The organism is Fulvimarina pelagi HTCC2506 (assembly GCF_000153705.1).
Taxonomy (GTDB): Bacteria; Pseudomonadota; Alphaproteobacteria; order Rhizobiales; family Rhizobiaceae; genus Fulvimarina; species Fulvimarina pelagi.
The window spans coordinates 425,525-443,022 of record NZ_DS022272.1 but is presented as its reverse complement, the minus strand read 5'-3'; the positions used below and the strand labels follow the sequence as shown (position 1 = coordinate 443,022).

Here is a 17,498-nt window from a genome sequence, read left to right as displayed (position 1 = left end):
CAAGCCTTCGCACTATGAGAGAAGATATCCTCGTTCTCCCAGCCTGCGAGATCGAGGCGCACCCGCATCGGCAGGAACCGAAAGCATTCGCGTGCGAGATCCATCCGGTCCTCGCGCTCAAGCCGCTTATAAAGCGCACCCATGATGTCGTGCAGATAGAGAACGTCGGATGCGGCGTAATCGAGTTGGGCCGGACTGAGCGTCTCGACCGCCCAGTCGGACGACTGCTGCTGCTTCGACAGATCGACCCCCACGAGTTCGCGCGCCAAGTCCTTGAGGCCGTGCCTGTCGGTATAGGTGCGTGTGAGTCGAGAGGCGATCTTGGTGCAGAAAATGCCTTCGGTCATCGCGCCGAAGGCATGATAAAGCGCCGCTACATCGAAGCGGGCATAGTGGAAGATCTTCGTTTTCGATGCATCCGCGAGCAGGGCGGAAATATTCGGAGCCTCAGTCTGTCCTTTAGCGATCTGGACGACGTCTGCCGTACCATCTCCGGGCGAGAGTTGCACCACGCAAAGTCTGTCCCGCATCGTATTCAGGCCGAGCGTCTCGGTATCGATCGCTACCGGTCCAGTATAGCGATCGAGATCGGGAAGGTCGCCCTTGTGTACGCGGATGGTCATAGATTCGTCTTTCATGGGTCAGCGAGAGTTTCGACCCTCCATAAACAAACCGGCACGAATGGGAACCCACTGAGGATTCGAGGCGCGACCAGGTTTTACATGATCCGCCGCATGCCCCTTCGCCGACTCACGTGATTTTCGATGTCCGGTATTGTATGCGGGGGCCGCTTCCATCGATGGCGCGACCAATGCAGATGACGAGACCCATGCGCTCAGGTACCGAGAACGCCGACTGCGAAACCATCGCCAGACGGCTCGTCTTCGTCTTTCCCGGCTTTGAGCCGATGCCACCAGAGGCTCAGATCGCACGTTTTCGTCGAGCGGCTGAGCGCTCAGCCGCCGTCTTCGAAGCGAAGATTGCGTTCTCCAACATTGCGGCTGCGGCAGACGCGAACGGGAAGACTCGACCTCCTCCGACTTCGGCTGAAATCACTGCGACACTTACTTCGAGCGGTGGCAACCATGTCGTGAAGACCGATTGCGTCTTCTGCGTCTGGGACGATCTGATCGCAACCTATGCAGCAGCGGTTCTTCCCGTGCGCATCCGCCGAGGGTTTGCTGCGCTTGGCACGTTCCTGATCAACGGCACATTCTTGCGTTACTGCCGAACATCGTGGCGCTATGCGCTATTCTTCTTGTTTCCGATCGTTCTGACGGCGGTGATCATCGCTATTGGGATCATTATCGCGCTCACTCTCGGCAACCTGTTCTCCGGTCCAACGACCTGGCTTGCCGGTATTTTGATCGGTTCGACAGCGTCGATCATGCTCTTCTACCTCGCAAACCGCCGTTGGTTTTTGATGACCGCCTTCGACGACTGGGCTCTCGCGCGCGATCTTTGTGAGGGCACCAACCCGCGGATCGAGGAGCGCGTGGTAGAATTCGCGGAAACTCTCGGAAATCGGGGATCGACCGGCGCACCGGAGGAGATCGTCATCGCCGCGCATTCGCTCGGCGCGAGCTTTGCGATACCGGCACTCGCACGTGCCTTCGAGGCGGGCTTTGCACCCAAAGTTCCCCTTCACGTTCTTACCGTGGGCTCCAGCCTGATGAAGACTGCGCTTCATCCGAAGGCCGTAGAGCAGCGCGAAGCGGTTCGCCGACTGACGGTTGATCATGGCTTGCCCTGGACAGACTGCCAGGCACTGACCGACCCGATCAATTTCTACAACTCGAATCCGGCAGGCTCACTTGGAATCGCTGTTGATCCAATGCCTCTGGTCGTCAAGTTGCGCCTGAAGCACATGGTGGCCCCAGCGACATATCGCCGGATCAAACGAGACTTCTTTCGGCTTCACCGGCAATTCATCCTCGCAATCGAACGTCGCTGTCCCTATTCGTTTCATCTACTGATTCTCGGACCGGCACCACTAGAAGCCTTTCGGCGCCATCGCACGATCAATCGCCCTCCACTTGCGCCGTCAGACGGGAAGGATCTAGGAAGCAGCGTCGTTCCGAACCCTAAAACCATTCCTGCCAATGAGGCCGCCAGATGACCATTCCGATTGCCGGAACGAGCGCCTGGGTGCTGATGGTGATCGGCTGGTATATCATTCGCTTTCCATTCGAACGCCGTGCCAAGCGTAAGAAAGTAGCAGCGACAAGACGTGGCGGCGCCGAGACCCTTCGCATGTTGGTCTCGTTTTCCGGACTTGGCCTGGTGCCCGGCCTTTACGCCGCAACCGGCTTTCCGGCTCTCGCCGACTATCAGCCGAGCATTGTCCAGTTTGTCCTTGGAGCCGCGGTCGGTGTTCTTTCCCTGACGCTCTTCAGACTAACGCACAAGGCACTCGGCAAGATGTGGTCGGTCTCGCTCGATCTTCGCGAGAAGCATAAGCTGATCACCACCGGCATCTACGCGAAAGTGCGACATCCAATGTATTCCGCGTTCTGGTCGTTGGCCCTCGCCCAGGCTCTGCTCCTGCCGAACTGGATCGCCGGGCTTGCCGGGCTCGTCGGGTTCGGCACCCTTTTCTTCCTGCGTGTCGGACCCGAGGAAGAGATGATGGAGGCCGCCTTCGGTGAAGAGTATCGGCAATATTGCACCAGGACCGCGCGGATCATCCCCGGCATATACTGAGAGACGGAACTCCGTTGGAAATTCCGGCGCGTAGCCTTGCGCTCTAATGAAGATCGAGCGACGCCGTCTTCCCTTGATCTTCAAGATGCCAGAAAGCCGACCAATCGCGCCCATCCCGATTGAGAACCAAGAAGTTACGCTCTTCAACATAAACCGTCCGGGCCGAGGGCATGCGGTGCATCTTGATCTTGCGCTTCGGAAGTGGGCTTTCCCCGAGCCTGGCCAGCATGGTGAGGACCAGGGCGTAGGCTTTGGGCGGCGCGCCGTGGGAAATCCCCGACGACACGAGTTGATGGATAGACGACTTGTCCTTGAGCCGCATCTCGCCGCGCGTTGCCAAGTGGATCTCGCCGGACAGGATCGTCACGCGGTTCGGTCGCCCTTCCTGGGCTTCCGCGATGATGCGTAGAAGGCGCTTCCATTCCTTTCGGTGACTTCGACTTTGCCACTGATCCCGAAGATCATCCTCGTATTCGCGGGCCGGCGGCACGTAGTCGGCGACGAATTCCAACCAGGAAAGCCTCGGTCCCATCACCGGGACACTCGACATGATGAGAATGCGCGTATCCGGCGGGGTGTTGGCCATTGCGGCCTCGAAACCACGCCAGCCTTTCGGCCCCATGACGCGATTGCGACGTCGCTCGCTGCGGAGATCGGGGACGATAAGGCGAATGCCCGGATAATCGAGCGTGTAGCCAAGACTCTCGCCAGAACTGTCATGGAAGCCCGGCGGTAGCGCACTCTCGCCAACGCCCAGTTGAAATAGAAGAAACATTTCGCGCGCCGCCTCGAACAGGCCGCGGCCGATCGGGCTGTCCAGCACCTCGTCGGCATGGCTGCCCCAGCCGTCGATGATGTCGTGGTCGTCCCACATCATCGCCGCCGGCACTTCGGCCGACATAGCCGCCATCGACGGTCGCCCATAGGTTATCGCATAACGATTGAAGTAGAAGAAGCGGATCGCATCGCGCGCCTCCGCGCTCAAGGGCATCGCGGCACAGTCCTCGTCCGCTGCCTCGTCCCAGGCGATGACGTCCGGATGACATTTCAAGACGTCGTCGGCATAGAGTTGGTCGCCGCCTTCGCACATCAGCCCGAAGGAGTCGCGGCGATGTTCCTCGACAAGACGATCCCACATCACTTCCCGCTCTTCGAGCGGTCGCTCGAGATCACCGTCCTCCTGGCCGTTGCATGAGACATATGCGATGCGAAGATGCTCAGTGCCGCAAGGCGCGATGGGGCGGGTCTCACCGTCGAGCGTATACGTTGTCGATTCGGTGATCGGCATCTCGAAGAGATATCGCCAGACCTTCGAGCCGAAAAGCGTCGAAAGGCATTCGGCTTCGACCAGCTCGCCATCGTGTTTCAGGAATTCAGGAGCGGCCTCGTTGGCCGGACGAACCAATATAGCTGCAATCTTATGACGTTCGGCTGCGACGCCGCGCGTGATCAATATGGGGCCGACCGAAAGTCCGGCTGAGCAAACGCCTTCGCCGTTCGGAGTCTCAGCCATCGTCCGATCCTTGCGTCTTGAGCCGCAGAATCTCGATGCGGCTCGGTTATCCCGATCCATGATCTAAGAAGGGGACCGCGCTTCGCAACGCGTCATTCCTGCCGCAGGGACGGAATCGTACTGCAACGGATAGGTAGCTGAAAACTGGCTTTCTTTACTTCTCGCTTCCGCGCAACGAGCCGAACAGCGCCATAAAGGGATTGGTGTCGGCCTTCGGCTTGGTCTGGCCAAGCGCCATGGCGTCCACACCTTCTACTTCATTATCCGCACCGTCTTTCAGAGCCGCGAAGTCGAAGCTTGGTCGACCAGCTCTGACGTCTGCCTGGGTCGCCAGCGGGACCTGGCTGCGCAGCTTGCGGCCGATCTTCTCGTAGAAGGAGTTGCCGCCGGCGATCGCAACGTAATGCATGTTCGGATAGCTGAAGCTGTAGCCCGCCGTATGGAAGAAGCGGGCCGTGCGAACGTTTTCGTGGCGTTCGCCACGAAGGACCCGAGCCGCCGTGTTCATGGCGAGTTCGCGGCCCGCATTCATCTCGCGTGTCATCACGCCGGACGCGAACTGTCCCGGCTGGGAGACGACCCCGCAGATGTCATTGGGAAAGGATTCGCTCTCGACGCGGTTCATCACGACGGTGCCGACTGCAAGCATCCCCTCCTCGCTCGAGCGGTTCGACTCGAAATACATCGCACGGGCGAGGCAGGTCTGCTCTTCGAGATCGACCGAGGCGAGGACATCCTCGACGGACGGCTTTTGTCCACCGACGCAGGCGGACATGAGAAGCGCGGCACCGAGCGAGGTCGCGGCGCGCGCGGCTTTGGAAAGAAGCGAGATCGTTTTCATGGCGAAACCGATCGGTTCCGAATCGGGCACCTTTGCGGCTAACTGCACAGGCACGCATCAACAGATCGGTTTGTGTTGCGCTTTTGCGTCGCGTGACACCCTAGCCCTCTTCCTGAGCACACGAGTCCACGCTTTCTATTTGTAATATAGACTGATATTATTTATGACTTACTGTATTGAGCGCTTTTGAATTTGGCAACATTAGGGAAACGCAAACAGTCTCAGAGTATGCTTTAACAAAAGTCATAGAACACAAGTAGTAGACGACATGACAAATTCGTTGCCGGACGCCACAAGCCTTGGCGATCTTTCGATCGATAAAGCGCTCTGCAGTGTTCGTACCTATCTCGGCATGGACGTCGCTTACCTGTCCGAATTCATCGGCGACAGGACGGTCTTTAGGAACGTTGATGCGCCGGGCCTGGAGAACCTCATTAAGCCGGGCGACAGCCAAGACCTCGATGCGGTCTACTGTCGCCACATCCTAGAGGGCCGTCTGCCAAAACTCATGCCGAACACGGCCGACGAGCCGATTGCCGTAGGTATGCCGATCACCACCGCAGTGCCGATCGGATCTCATATGAGCATCCCGGTTCGACTGCCTGACGGTGAACTCTACGGCATGTTCTGTTGTCTCAGCGCCCAACCCAATCCTTCGCTCAACGAGCGCGATCTGACACTCATGCAGATGTTCGCCGACCTAGCTGCAGAACGGGTCGCCGACCACGTCAAACGCGAGCGCGAGCAGAGCGCTATACGTCAGCGCATCGCAAAAACTCTCGACGACGGTGGTTTCGATCTGGTCTATCAGCCTATCGTCGATCTGGCGAAGAATGCGGTCGCCGGGTTCGAATGTCTCTCTCGCTTCAGCGCCGAACCTTATCGCCCACCGAATATCTGGTTCGACGAAGCACGCCTCGTCGGTATGAACGAAGATTTGGAACTCGCCGCAATCCGCCGGGCTCTGAAAGCACTGCCGGCTATGCCGGACGACGTGTACCTATCAATAAACGCGTCCCCAGACATCATCACCGGAGGGAATCTGGCGGCCGTCCTGCTAAAAAGCGGACCGGCCCAGCTGAAGCGAATCGTGCTCGAGGTGACGGAGCACCACGTGGTCCCGGATTACGATCTGCTGCACGAGACACTCGACCCAATCCGCAGCGGCGGCGTCAGACTTGCGGTCGATGACGCAGGAGCAGGCTATTCAAGCCTGAGCCATATTCTCCAGCTGAGGCCGGACATCATCAAACTGGACATGAAGCTCGTTCGCGATATCGACACCGATACAAGCCGTCGGTCTCTAGCAGCCGCGATCGCCCATTTTGCACGAGAAATCGGCGTAATGGTCGTTGCTGAAGGAATCGAGACGGCCGCTGAGGAGGCCACCCTACGCACCCTTGGGATCGACAAGGGACAGGGCTACCGACTCGGACGACCACAAGCTCTTGAATCGACGCTCGCTCTCTTTCCGCACCATATACGCCGGATCGCCTGACACATCAGATTTTCAAGTGTCCGCAGACACCAAGCCGAACTGACGTCTATTGAACGAGCCGATGCTTGAAGCTTAGACCCGCCGTTCGACCATCATCTTCTTGATTTCGGCGATAGCCTTCGCCGGGTTCAGACCTTTTGGGCAGGACTGTGTGCAGTTCATGATCGTGTGACAACGGTAAAGCTTGAACGGGTCTTCGAGCGCGTCGAGACGTTCGCCCTTTGCCTCATCGCGGCTGTCGATCAGCCAGCGATAGGCCTGAAGCAGAACGGCGGGGCCAAGGTAACGTTCACCGTTCCACCAATATGACGGACAGGACGTCTGACAGCAGAAGCAAAGAATGCATTCATAGAGACCGTCGAGCTTCTCGCGGTCTTCGTGGCTCTGTTTCCACTCTTTCTGCGGCTCCGGCGTTTCAGTCTTCAGCCACGGCTCGATGGAACGCAGCTGGGCATAAGGAACCGTCAGGTCGGGCACGAGATCCTTGACCACCGGCATGTGAGGCAGCGGATAGACCGCGACCGAACCATCTATCTCGTCCATACCTTTGGTGCAGGCGAGCGTGTTGGACCCGTCGATGTTCATAGCGCACGAGCCGCAGATTCCCTCGCGGCACGAGCGGCGCAACGTTAGCGTCGAATCGACATTGTTTTTGATCCAGAGAAGCGCGTCGAGAACCATCGGCCCGCAATCGTCGAGATCCACATAGTATGTGTCGAGGCGAGGATTCTCATCGTCGTCAGGAGACCAGCGGTAAATCCGAAATTCGCGGATATTGTTCGCGCCCTTGGGCCGATCCCATGTCCTGCCCTCGTTGATCGTCGAGTTTTTCGGAAGCGCGAGTTCGACCATGTCTGTTCAATCCGGTCCTGTTTGTATCGGACGCAACATAACGAGTGCACCGCAAAACGGAAGGGGCGGCGCGGCGCGGCTTATCCGCCCGGGTGGGATCTCGCAGTCAACGCCACTACCGCGAAGAGCGATCGCGGATCGGTCCAGGACTTTTCGACTGCCCAACCCGACGAATTGACGAGAGTGGCGAAGTCGTCGAGATCGTACTTTCGCGAACTCTCCGTATGGATCGTCTCACCGCCTTCGAACGTGAAGGTACGTTGGCCCACGGCCGCCCGCGTCGACTTCACGCAGACGAGATGCATCTCCACTGCCGATGCCTCCGAATTCCAGCGTGCTTCGTGCGCAAAGCTCGGAAGATCGAAAGAGCCACCAAGTTCACGATTGATACGGGTCAAAATGTTGAGGTTGAAGGCGGCCGTTACGCCCGCCTTGTCGTCATAGGCCGCGAGAAGGGTCTCGATATCCTTCTTCAGGTCGATGCCGATCACGAAGCGGCCGCCCGGCCCCACATGGCCGCGAACCCGGCTAAGCAGCGCCCGCGCTTCCTTGCGACAGAGGTTGCCAAGAGTAGAGCCGGGGAAGAATGCACCGCGATTGTCGCCGGGAAGGTCGGACGGGAGGTCGAAGTCAGCCGTGAAATCAGCGGTTATCGGCCGTATGCGGAGGTCAGAAAACCGCTCTCGAAGCCGTTCCGCCGAAGTCTCGAGGAAATCGCCTGCAATATCGACCGGTACATAGCATTCCGGCGTTTCGAGCGCCGAGAGTACGATCTCCGTCTTCACGCCCGCCCCGGCGCCGTATTCGATAAGCACCACATCCTTGCCGAAGGCTGTGCCAATCTCGGCAGCGTTCTCGTTCAGAATGCGTGTTTCCGTGCGCGTCGGATAATATTCATCGACACCCGTTATCGCCTCGAAGAGTTCCGAACCCTCATCGTCGTAGAGCCAGCGGCTCGGCAGCGTCTTCTGTTTGCGGGAAAGGCCTTCGAGCACGTCGGTCAGAAAGGCTTCCCGCTGCCCGAAATCGATATCGACGATATCCATGGCGATCAGTTGTCCTCCGCAAGGCGCAGGCCCGAGAACTGCCAGCGGGCATTGGGCGGAAAGAAGTTGCGATAAGTCGGGCGGATGTGGTTGGGCGGCGTCACGCAGGAGCCGCCACGCAGCACGAACTGGCCGCACATGAACTTGCCGTTGTATTCCCCGACGGCCCCCTCGACGGGCCTGAAGCCCGGATAGGCGGAGAAGGCGCTACGGGTCCATTCCCAGCAGTCGCCGAACATCTGTCTGAGGCCGTCACCCTCAACGGAAGCTGGCCTCGGGCGCAGTCGGCCGGAGTCGACGTAATTGCCGTCCATCGAAAGGCCTTTCGTGGCATTCTCCCACTCGGCCTCGCTCGGCAAGCGCTTGCCAGCCCAGGCAGCGAACGCATCGGCCTCGAAATAGCTCAGATGTGTGACGGGCGCGGAGCGGTCGACCGGCTGAAAACCGCGCAGGGTCATCGACCAGTACTCGCCATCGCGCTTCTCCCAATAGAACGGCATCTCCCATCCGTTCTCCAGAATGTCGGCCCAACCGGAAGAGAGCCAGAGAAGCGGATCGCGATAGCCCCCCTCCTCAATGAATTCGATGAACTCGCCATTGGTCACGAGACGATCGGCGAGCTTGTAGGGTTCGAGAAGCGCGCGATGGCGCGGCCCCTCGCAGTCGAAGGCGAAACCTTCACCCTGATGGCCAATGTCTACGATACCGCCGTCGAACGTCTCGAAGGAGACCGGCGCCGCATCCCGGACTTCGACCGCCAGCGGCTGCGGATCCTTGAAGGCTGGCTTCAGCGGGCTTTGAGCGAAGAGATGCAGAATATCCGTGAGGAGCAGTTCCTGATGCTGCTGCTCGTGGTGGCAACCAAGTTCGATCAGTTCGACGACGTCCTCACTTGGCCCGTCTTCCAGAAGCCGGGACATCGCTTCATCCACATATTCCCGATAGGCCATGACCTCGTCGAGGGCCGGCCGGGTGACCATGCCGCGCTTCGGCCGCGGCTGCCGCTCGCCGACACTTTCGTAGTAGGAATTAAAGAGAAAGTTGTAGGTATCGTCGAACGGCCTGTAGCCCGGGTCGCGTTCCCTCAAGATCATCGTCTCGAAGAACCAGGTCGTGTGCGCGAGATGCCATTTGGCCGGGCTCGCGTCCGGCATCGATTGAACGGTCGCATCGGCATCGGAAAGGTTCGCGCCGAGTCCGTTGCTCGCCCGTCGAACACTTTCGTAGCGCTCGGTCAGCTCGGCAGGAGTTGCTTGGCGGTCGAGACTGTCGGTGAGAGCGGCCATGGGGACCTCCTCGCGTTCGCGTGTCGATGGGCCCGGTCCATCAATCGGGCACGCCACGATGCCGATGGACCTCTTGCGGTGCGACGGTAGCTAATCGCGGATAGCGACAGTGCAATGAAGTCAAAGCTTTCCCGGCTGACGATTGCCGGCAAGGCCGGTGCATGACCGCCATAGCGCTCCAAGCCAGGCACTGCTTGACGCTCTTCGATTCTGCGACGTTTCCGGGCTTCTTCGACGAAAACGACCGGCCGCGCGCACTCCCCCTGACCTGTGCCGTTCTATCGCAGACCCAAGAGCCGAGGAGCGCTTTGGTTCGCTAGTCGACGGTCTCGGTTCGCTCGCGCTCGAAGATACGGTTCTGCACGTCGCGCACATCAGCCTCGGTGATATACCCGCCCTCCTGCGCCACTTTGGCGGCTTCGTAGAGGGTCGGCGCGAGGGTGACGGGAATTCCCATTGCCTTCAATTCTTCCATTCCATTGGTGATGTGGTCTTGGAGAATTCCCTTGGTCACGTCGCGGATATGCACCTGCGCAACGCGGCCTGGATTGTCCCTCGCGACATCGGCGTAGATGCGCCCGTCGTCCTGGCCGGAATCCCCGATCAGCAGGAAGTTAAGGTGCGGATAGGCTCGGAAGATCCGCTCGATCATCTTCGTCTTGTGGTTATCGTGGCCGCCGGTCAGCCATTTCGTCGCGTCGAGGCCGAAGTCCTTCAGGAAAAGCGGCCCGCGTGGAATGTCATGAATGACGAGAAACCGGTCGAAGAGATCGAACAGATTCCAAGGACTGGACGAAACGAAGAAAACAGGATTCGTCTCGGGCCCGTCCTCGCCTTTCGCCAGCGCCCGGTAGAAATGCGACACGCCGGGAAACGCCGTCCGTGTCTCTGCCGAATTGGCCACCACCGTGCGCCAGTGCTTCACGAAGTTGAAGGCGCCAGTCTTCACGATCGTATCGTCGATGTCCGAGATCACGCCGTATTCGGCCTTGTCCGATACCGAGCGGACGGGGAGTTCGGCACCGATGTCTTTGCGTGCGGCCTCGTAGCCACGCACTTCGCCAAGCTCGATCCGTACGTGGTCCCAAGGCTCATTCAGCAGGAGCGGATCGGGATCCACGGTAATATCGAAATAGCCTTCCTCGTCCGTCCGCGTCTCGCCGCTTCGATCACCTATGCTCCAAAAGATCTGAGCGTCGAAGATCTCGTCGGTCTCGTAGCGCTTGAAGGTAAGTTTGAGGTTTTCGAGAAGAGATTCGGTGGGCGGAGCGCTGATTGCGCCATTATCCTCGATCACCCGCCCTCGCATCCAAACCCCTTCAGAGCCCGCCATGCCGACAAACGGAAGGAGTATCGGCGTTCCGAGCTTCCCGAGCCGGCGCTTTGTCTCGAAACGCACGCGGTCCCAACGCTTCTCGACCCAATGGATGGTTTTTCTTATCGTTCGGGCTGCCATGGCCGGTGACATAGGCCGCCCCAGTTCGAAACACAGTCGGGCGCACTCCCGGCTCCGATGCGTTCTCGATGTTTCAGCATGCGTGGCGAAAGGCATGCGGGAGATGAAGGTTCGCATGCCGGAAGCGACATCAGTGGCGAGAAACGCCTTGCGCGAAAGCTGGCCAGCCGGGTTCGGCTTCTTGCTTTTGCCCTTTTTTTGCCCGACACGCCATCGAACGACACTGGCTCGAGGGGATGAGGGGTCTTGGCCCAATCGAAGCCGGCTTTCGGCGATGATCCACCTCTCATTGTGGACCGTCGTCGCAAGCCAGACCGCAGACAGGTATCGCTACGCTGGCTCACCGGCACGCTTCTGACAGGCGTGACGTCGAGCGCGCTTATGGGTATCGCCCTGTCCGCGGCGCTCGAAGGTGGCGCAGGCGTGTCGCGTCCTTCACAGCTCGCGACACAGTTGGCCGAAATAGCCGATGTAGCAGAGAAGGGCGCGCGCGTTATCGCGACGGCTCTGCCGCTCGCGAGTTCCCATCAGATCGTTGAACTGTCCACAATCGTGCGCGAAGGCGACCGTGAGGTTGTCTCGACACAGCCCTTCGCGCTGGTCAACATGCTGCTCGCTGCCCGTCATCCGACAACGCAGGAGTATCCGGACTTCAATCCGCTCGCGATCATGTCCGAGACCGAGCCGGACTCTGGCACGGACGACGCCGACAGACTCTCCCTCGCCTCAGCTCAGATCTACGGCGAGCGCGTCGAGACGGACATCATGCTGAAAGTGTCCGACTTCCCCTTCGACGAGGCGAGCTATGAGAACACGCCGCCGCTCACCTCCGAGACCGCCGAACAGCTGGTTCGCCAGGCGATGCCTGGTCTCAGCTACGAGCCGGTCCAGGTCGCCTCGCTTTCCCGCGTCGATCCCTTCCGTTTCGGCTTCGGCAGCGAAGCCGACGAGTACGAGCCGGGTTCGGCCTTCCGGGTGATCCAGGAGAACGTGTCGTTCGAACCATCTGAAACGGCAAACGAACGGCCGCGCTTCTACGAGGAGATACTGCCTCTTCGGGAGGCTCAATCGATCTCAGATGCATTAGCCGGACTGAAGGAACGCGGCATCGAGAGCGAAGAGGCCGGAGCCGCGCTCGCCGTGCTCCTCGAAGAAATCGAGCTCCAGTCCGGTGACGCATTGCGGCTCGGCATCGAGAGTTCAGGCGAGACCCGAGAAGTGATCCGCCTCTCCGCCTATCGCGGCAAGAAGCATCTCGGCACGACGGCAAAGACCCAAGACGACATTTTCGAAGAGGGCCTCGCACCGGAAATGGCGGACTCGGTCGCCGCGATCTTCGACGAACGCGAGAGCGAGGCTCCGATGCGCTCGGACATGCCGACGATCTACGACGGCATCTTCCAGGCCGGCCTTGCCTACGGTTTCGACGCAATTATGTGCCAGGAACTGATTCGGACGATCGCAAGCGATGTCGACCTCCAGTCCCGCCTCGCCCCAACGGACCAGCTCTCCGTCTTCTACACAATGGATGATGCGCGCGAAGGCCAGGGCGCTTCTCGCTCTGACATCCTCTTCGTGCAAATCAAACTCGGCGACATGGAAAAGCGGCTCTACCGCTTCAAGCCGGACGGCGCGGAGCATGCCGCCTATTTCGATAGCGAGGGCCGCAGCGCCCGCCAGTTCCTCATCCGCAAACCCCTACCGCGTGGCCGCTTCACCTCGTCCTTCTCAACCGGACGCAAACATCCCGTCCTCGGTTATGTCCGTCCACACTGGGGCGTTGACTGGGCTGCGCCTCGCGGGACACCCATCCTCGCGGCCGCGGGCGGCACCGTTCTCGAGGCCGGCTGGAAGTCGGGCTACGGTCGGCATATTAAGATTAAGCACGCTAACGGTTACGTTACGTCCTATTCTCATCAGTCAGGGTTCGCGAAGGGCATCAGCGCCGGCTCTCGGGTCAGCCAGGGTGAGGTCGTCGGCTATGTTGGTTCCACCGGGCTCTCGACCGGCAACCACCTGCATTACGAGATCGAGGTCAACGGCAAGAAGGTCGATCCAATGCGCATCAAGGTGGGGTCAGAAACCGTTTTGAAAGGCGACGACCTTTCGACCTTCAATCTGGAGCGCGAACGTATCGACGCCCTCATTGAAGAACGCTTCGAAGCCCCTCAGATCGCGTCGCGCTGAGCCATTAACGACGCGCGGCGTCATCAAACGGTCACAGGCGTGCAGCAACCGGGCCACATGAGAAAGCCTTAAGGCATCCGTCGCTTTCAATCGGCGAGCCGATTCCCTATAGCTCAGCTCGAATTTTCAGGTTCCATTCAGCAAAGCGAGACTCCCAGTGTCGTCCACATTCGACAAGGTTGCCGACATCATCGCCGAAACGAGCGAAATCGAACGTGAAACGATCACGCCCGAAAGTCATGTAATCAACGATCTCGGCATCGACTCCCTCGATTTTCTCGACATCGTTTTTGCGATAGACAAGGAGTTTGGGATCAAGATCCCGCTTGAGAAGTGGACCCAGGAAGTCAACGAAGGCGAGGTCGAGACCGAGGAATACTTCATTATGAAGAACCTCTGCGCCAAGATCGACGAACTGCGCGCCGAAAAGGCCGCCTGACTTTCCACAGCCCGCCCGTCCCCGGCATTTCCGCAAGTTCTTTCAGGCACCAACACCTTCGGCCAGCTAGCATGTCCACCACTTCCCGCGATGTACTCGTGACCGGCATCGGCCTCGTCTCCTCGCTCGGGGAAGGGCTCGACGTGCATCTCGAACACTTCTCCGGAGCCGCTCCCGAACCGGTGCTCGAGCGCGAAGCCTATGCGCCCTACTCCGTCCACCCGCTGCCGGAAATCGACTGGTCCCAGCAGATCCCGAAGCGCGGCGACCAGCGGCAGATGGAGACCTGGCAGAAGCTCGGCACCTATGCCGCGGGCCTCGCCCTGCAGGACGCCGGCATTCCGTTCGACGAGAGCGTCCGCTCCGAGATCGACATGGTGGTGGCCGCTGGTGGGGGCGAGCGCGATGCTGCGGTCGACGCGATGGTGATGGAGCGCGCCCGCAAGACGAACGCACCGGAAAAGGTCATCAACGAGACGCTTGGCACAGAACTGCGCCCGACGCTGTTCCTCGCCCAACTCTCGAATCTCCTCGCCGGGAATATCTCGATCGTCCAGAAGGTTACCGGTTCGTCCAGAACCTTCATGGGCGAAGAAGCGGCCGGCATCTCCGCGCTCTATTCCACCCGCGCGCGCATCGCGAGCGGCCAAAGCGAGATCGCACTTGTCGGCGGCTCGTTCTCGGCCGAACGGCGCGACCTGATCCTCAACTTCGATCTCGCCGAACTGATGCTGAAGAGCGAATGGGCCCCGGTTCTCGCTCGCCGGAAAGGTGCGGACGGTATCGCAGTCGGCAGCGTAGGCGCTTTCCTCATCTTGGAGTCACCTGAGCACGCCGAACGGCGCGGCGCAAAGGTCTACGCGAAGCTCGTCTCCGCCGTCGGCGACAGGGGAAAGCGCGACGGAGACGGGACCGCCAAGCGTTTCGCTGAGCTCCTGCCCCAGATCGATCCGTCCGATCTGCTAATCTTCTCCGGTGCAAGCGGCATCGCCGAGCACGCGACGATCGAGACCGACGCGCTCGCGAAGGCCTATCCGGACGCCGCCCGCATCGCCTATGGCTCGCTCCTCGGCCACTCATTCGAGGCCCACGTCCCGGCCGGCATCGCGCTTGCCGCCGGCGCTCTGTCGCGCGGCACCATTCTGACGCCAACGGACCCGGCGAACGAGCAGGCTCAGAGCGCAGCCGCCAAACGGGCTGTGGTCACGGCGATCGGCCATCTTCATGCCGAGGGTGCCTGTTATCTTGAAGCGGTGGACGGGTCCTGATCCCATCTCAGCGTTTCGGCAGAAAGACGTTTCGCAAATGACGACAAATACACGCGATCACCTTGGGCGTTCGATCATAGCCGTCACCGGCCTCGGCGCCGTTTCCGCGCTCGGCCGTGGCATCGAGGAAAACTGGGACAAGCTGACGAGCGGCACCTCCGGCATCCACCGGATCGAGCGCTTCGACACCGAAGGCCTGCGCACGACGATCTGCGGCTCAGTCGATTTCATGCTCGGGAAGGATGCGAGCTCCGTCGATCTCTCCTACGCCATGGCGGAGGCAGCCGGCACTGAAGCCGTCTCCATGGCCGGGTTCCCGGACGACGATTTTGGCGGCCCACTTTTTTTGGCAGCCCCGCCGGTAGAGATGGAATGGCGTTTCCGCTTGGCGCTCGACAAGGAAGACGGCGCCACTCGCGATGAGGCTGGGTACGAGCGCCTGCTGGAGATCGCCCGCAAGCATCCCGATCGCGCAATCTACAATTCAACGCAATGCAGCCGGATCTCCGAGCTTCTCGCAGACCGCCTCGGCACACGCGGCCTGCCAATCACGCTGTCGACGGCCTGCGCCTCGGGCGCCAGCGCAATTCAGCTCGGCGTCGAGGCAATCCGGCGCGGCGAGACTGCGCGCGCCGTCTGCATCGGCACCGACGGCTCGATTAGCCAAGAGTCACTCATCCGCTTCTCGCTGCTCTCGGCCCTTTCGACGGCGAACGATGATCCGGCGAGAGCCTCCAAACCCTTCTCGAAGGACCGCGACGGCTTCGTCATGGCGGAAGGCGCCGGCGCACTGGTGCTTGAGTCCCTTGAAAACGCGCTTGCGCGCGGCGCCAAGGTGCATGGTCTTGTCCTTGGCTGCGGCGAGCGGGCGGATGACTTTCACCGCACGCGCTCCAAGCCCGATGGCTCGCCCATTATCGGCGCAATCAAGGCCGGCATCGAGGATGCGGGTCTGACACCGGACGACATCGACTACATCAACGCCCACGGCACCTCGACGCCGGAAAACGACCGCATGGAGGCGACCGGCCTTGCTGCAGTCTTCGGCGACGCGCTCGCCTCGACGCCGATCTCCTCCAACAAGTCGATGATCGGGCATACGCTGACCGCAGCCGGCGCCATTGAGGCGGTGTTCTCGATCCTCGCTTTGCGCGAGGGCGTCCTGCCGCCGACCATCAATTACGACGTGCCCGATCCGAAGATCGAGCTCGACACGGTTCCGAACACCGCGCGAAAGGCCGAGATCGGTACAGTACTTTCGAACTCCTTCGGTTTCGGCGGACAGAACGCCTGCCTCGTCTTCGGCCGCGCGAACTGATAAGGCGCGGCGCGGAAACCCAATCCAGAATGAAAGCCTGCAGGATGCGCGCACTTCAGCTTGTCGGCGACAAGGACCTCAAGATCGTCGACTTGCCCAAGCCGGAAGCGCCGGGCCCCGGCGAGGTCACGGTCCGGATCGCGACAGTCGCACTGAACCACATCGATGTCTGGGGCTGGCGCGGCATGGCTTTCGCCAAGCGTAAGATGCCGCTGGTGATCGGCGCAGAGGCCTCGGGTGTCGTGACGACGCTCGGTCAGGGCGTATCATCCCTGCTGCCGGGCCAGCTCGTCTCGATTTATGGCGCCCGCACATGCGGCCTGTGCAAGCCCTGCCGCGAAGGACACGACAACCTCTGCGAGCATGTCTCCGGCGTCCACGGCTTCCATCTCGATGGATTTGCCCAGGAATACGTGAACCTTCCGGCCCGGCTTCTCGTACCGGCGCCTCCGGGCTGCGATACGGTCGGCGCCGCGCTTGCTCCGGTCACATTCGGCACGGTCGAGCATATGCTCTTCGACAATGCCAAGCTCGAACCGGGTGAGACGATCCTGATCCATGCCGGAGGCTCTGGCATCGGATCGGTCGCGATCCAGCTCGCCAAGAAGATCGGCTGCACGGTCATCACCACCGTCGGGTCCGACGACAAAGTGGAGAAGGCAAAGGCACTTGGCGCCGATCACGTCATCAATTACCGCGAAGACCGGTTCGAGGGCGTCGTTCGCAAGCTGACGAAGAAGAAGGGCGTCGACGTCGTCTTCGAGCATGTCGGCAAGGACACCTTCGCGGGATCGATGCTCTGCATGAAGCGCGGAGGACGGCTCGTCACCTGCGGCTCGACCTCCGGGGTCTCCACCGAAATCAACCTGATGATGCTCTTCCAGCAGCAGCTGAAATTCTTCGGTTCGTTCGGCTGCCGGATGGAAAACATTGCTGATGCCATGCAGAAGATCGCGCGCGGCATCGCCCATCCGGTCATAGACACCGAAGTAACCATGGACGAGATCGAGGTCGCACTTAAGCGGATGGAAGGCCGGAAGGTCTTCGGCAAGGTCATCCTGAAGATGAGCGACGCGTGACCTTTCGGCTCG

At 60.4% G+C, this 17,498-nt stretch carries 15 protein-coding genes (1 of these 15 cut by a window edge); 8 read left to right on the top strand and 7 right to left on the bottom strand.

The genetic code is table 11. The features are described from left to right. A protein-coding gene (locus FP2506_RS02055; protein ID WP_007065706.1) for a ribonuclease D crosses the window boundary here: on the bottom strand, window positions 1–623 show its 5' portion. 1 nt of this gene lie to the left of the window's left edge; 623 of the gene's 624 nt are visible here — the first part of the coding sequence; it begins with the start codon at window positions 621–623; the stop codon is cut by the window's left edge — 2 of its three bases fall inside, at window positions 1–2. Between the two features lie 194 nt (window positions 624–817). Here FP2506_RS02055 and FP2506_RS02050 point away from each other — a divergent pair, with 194 nt between their 5' ends. Next, window positions 818–2,119 carry a hypothetical protein gene (locus FP2506_RS02050; protein ID WP_148227442.1) on the top strand — a complete coding sequence of 434 codons (1,302 nt, stop codon included), beginning with the start codon at window positions 818–820 and terminating at the stop codon, window positions 2,117–2,119. After that, window positions 2,116–2,703 (top strand): protein-S-isoprenylcysteine O-methyltransferase, encoded by a 588-nt coding sequence (locus tag FP2506_RS02045; protein ID WP_007065704.1) that lies wholly within the window; start codon window positions 2,116–2,118, stop codon window positions 2,701–2,703. The genes FP2506_RS02050 and FP2506_RS02045 overlap by 4 nt, the downstream gene beginning before the upstream one ends. A gap of 43 nt (window positions 2,704–2,746) precedes the next feature. Here the strand turns inward: FP2506_RS02045 and FP2506_RS02040 are convergent, their stop codons facing one another. Both FP2506_RS02040 and FP2506_RS02035 read right to left on the bottom strand, forming a co-directional pair. Then, window positions 2,747–4,216 (bottom strand): alkaline phosphatase D family protein, encoded by a 1,470-nt coding sequence (locus FP2506_RS02040; protein WP_007065703.1) that lies wholly within the window; start codon window positions 4,214–4,216, stop codon window positions 2,747–2,749. 154 nt (window positions 4,217–4,370) lie between these two features. Then, a complete protein-coding gene (locus FP2506_RS02035) occupies window positions 4,371–5,057 on the bottom strand; it encodes a cell wall hydrolase (RefSeq protein WP_081448389.1) in 687 nt (228 codons plus the stop codon). A 268-nt stretch (window positions 5,058–5,325) separates the two neighbouring features. On the opposite strand from FP2506_RS02035, the gene FP2506_RS02030 reads away from it, so the two are divergent. Further along, on the top strand, window positions 5,326–6,555 hold the full coding sequence (locus FP2506_RS02030) for a sensor domain-containing phosphodiesterase (protein WP_007065701.1): 1,230 nt from the start codon (window positions 5,326–5,328) through the stop codon (window positions 6,553–6,555). Window positions 6,556–6,627: 72 nt separating this feature from the next. Here the strand turns inward: FP2506_RS02030 and FP2506_RS02025 are convergent, their stop codons facing one another. The 4 genes from FP2506_RS02025 to FP2506_RS02010 all read right to left on the bottom strand — a co-directional run bounded on the left by FP2506_RS02025 (window position 6,628) and on the right by FP2506_RS02010 (window position 11,138). Continuing rightward, complete coding sequence (locus tag FP2506_RS02025; RefSeq protein ID WP_007065700.1) at window positions 6,628–7,407, bottom strand: succinate dehydrogenase iron-sulfur subunit; 780 nt, start codon at window positions 7,405–7,407, stop codon at window positions 6,628–6,630. Window positions 7,408–7,487: 80 nt separating this feature from the next. Further along, window positions 7,488–8,453, bottom strand: a complete 966-nt coding sequence (gene egtD, locus FP2506_RS02020; RefSeq protein WP_007065699.1) for an L-histidine N(alpha)-methyltransferase — start codon at window positions 8,451–8,453, stop codon at window positions 7,488–7,490. A 5-nt stretch (window positions 8,454–8,458) separates the two neighbouring features. Then, complete coding sequence (egtB, locus tag FP2506_RS02015; RefSeq protein WP_007065698.1) at window positions 8,459–9,739, bottom strand: ergothioneine biosynthesis protein EgtB; 1,281 nt, start codon at window positions 9,737–9,739, stop codon at window positions 8,459–8,461. Between the two features lie 316 nt (window positions 9,740–10,055). Continuing rightward, the gene (locus tag FP2506_RS02010; protein ID WP_187289017.1) at window positions 10,056–11,138 is read right to left on the bottom strand and encodes an App1 family protein; all 1,083 of its coding nucleotides are present in this window, start codon (window positions 11,136–11,138) and stop codon (window positions 10,056–10,058) included. Between the two features lie 303 nt (window positions 11,139–11,441). On the opposite strand from FP2506_RS02010, the gene FP2506_RS02005 reads away from it, so the two are divergent. From FP2506_RS02005 to FP2506_RS01985, 5 genes are all read left to right on the top strand, one after another. Further along, window positions 11,442–13,382: a M23 family metallopeptidase gene (locus FP2506_RS02005; RefSeq protein WP_007065695.1), complete on the top strand. Its 1,941-nt coding sequence runs from the start codon at window positions 11,442–11,444 to the stop codon at window positions 13,380–13,382. Window positions 13,383–13,539: 157 nt separating this feature from the next. After that, complete coding sequence (locus FP2506_RS02000) at window positions 13,540–13,821, top strand: acyl carrier protein (protein ID WP_007065694.1); 282 nt, start codon at window positions 13,540–13,542, stop codon at window positions 13,819–13,821. 71 nt (window positions 13,822–13,892) lie between these two features. Beyond that, window positions 13,893–15,089, top strand: coding sequence for a beta-ketoacyl-ACP synthase (locus tag FP2506_RS01995; RefSeq protein ID WP_007065693.1), 1,197 nt, complete (start codon window positions 13,893–13,895; stop codon window positions 15,087–15,089). Between the two features lie 37 nt (window positions 15,090–15,126). Next, window positions 15,127–16,407: a beta-ketoacyl-ACP synthase gene (locus FP2506_RS01990; RefSeq protein ID WP_007065692.1), complete on the top strand. Its 1,281-nt coding sequence runs from the start codon at window positions 15,127–15,129 to the stop codon at window positions 16,405–16,407. Between the two features lie 44 nt (window positions 16,408–16,451). Continuing rightward, complete coding sequence (locus FP2506_RS01985) at window positions 16,452–17,486, top strand: zinc-binding dehydrogenase (protein ID WP_007065691.1); 1,035 nt, start codon at window positions 16,452–16,454, stop codon at window positions 17,484–17,486. The last annotated feature ends 12 nt before the right edge of the window (window positions 17,487–17,498 follow it).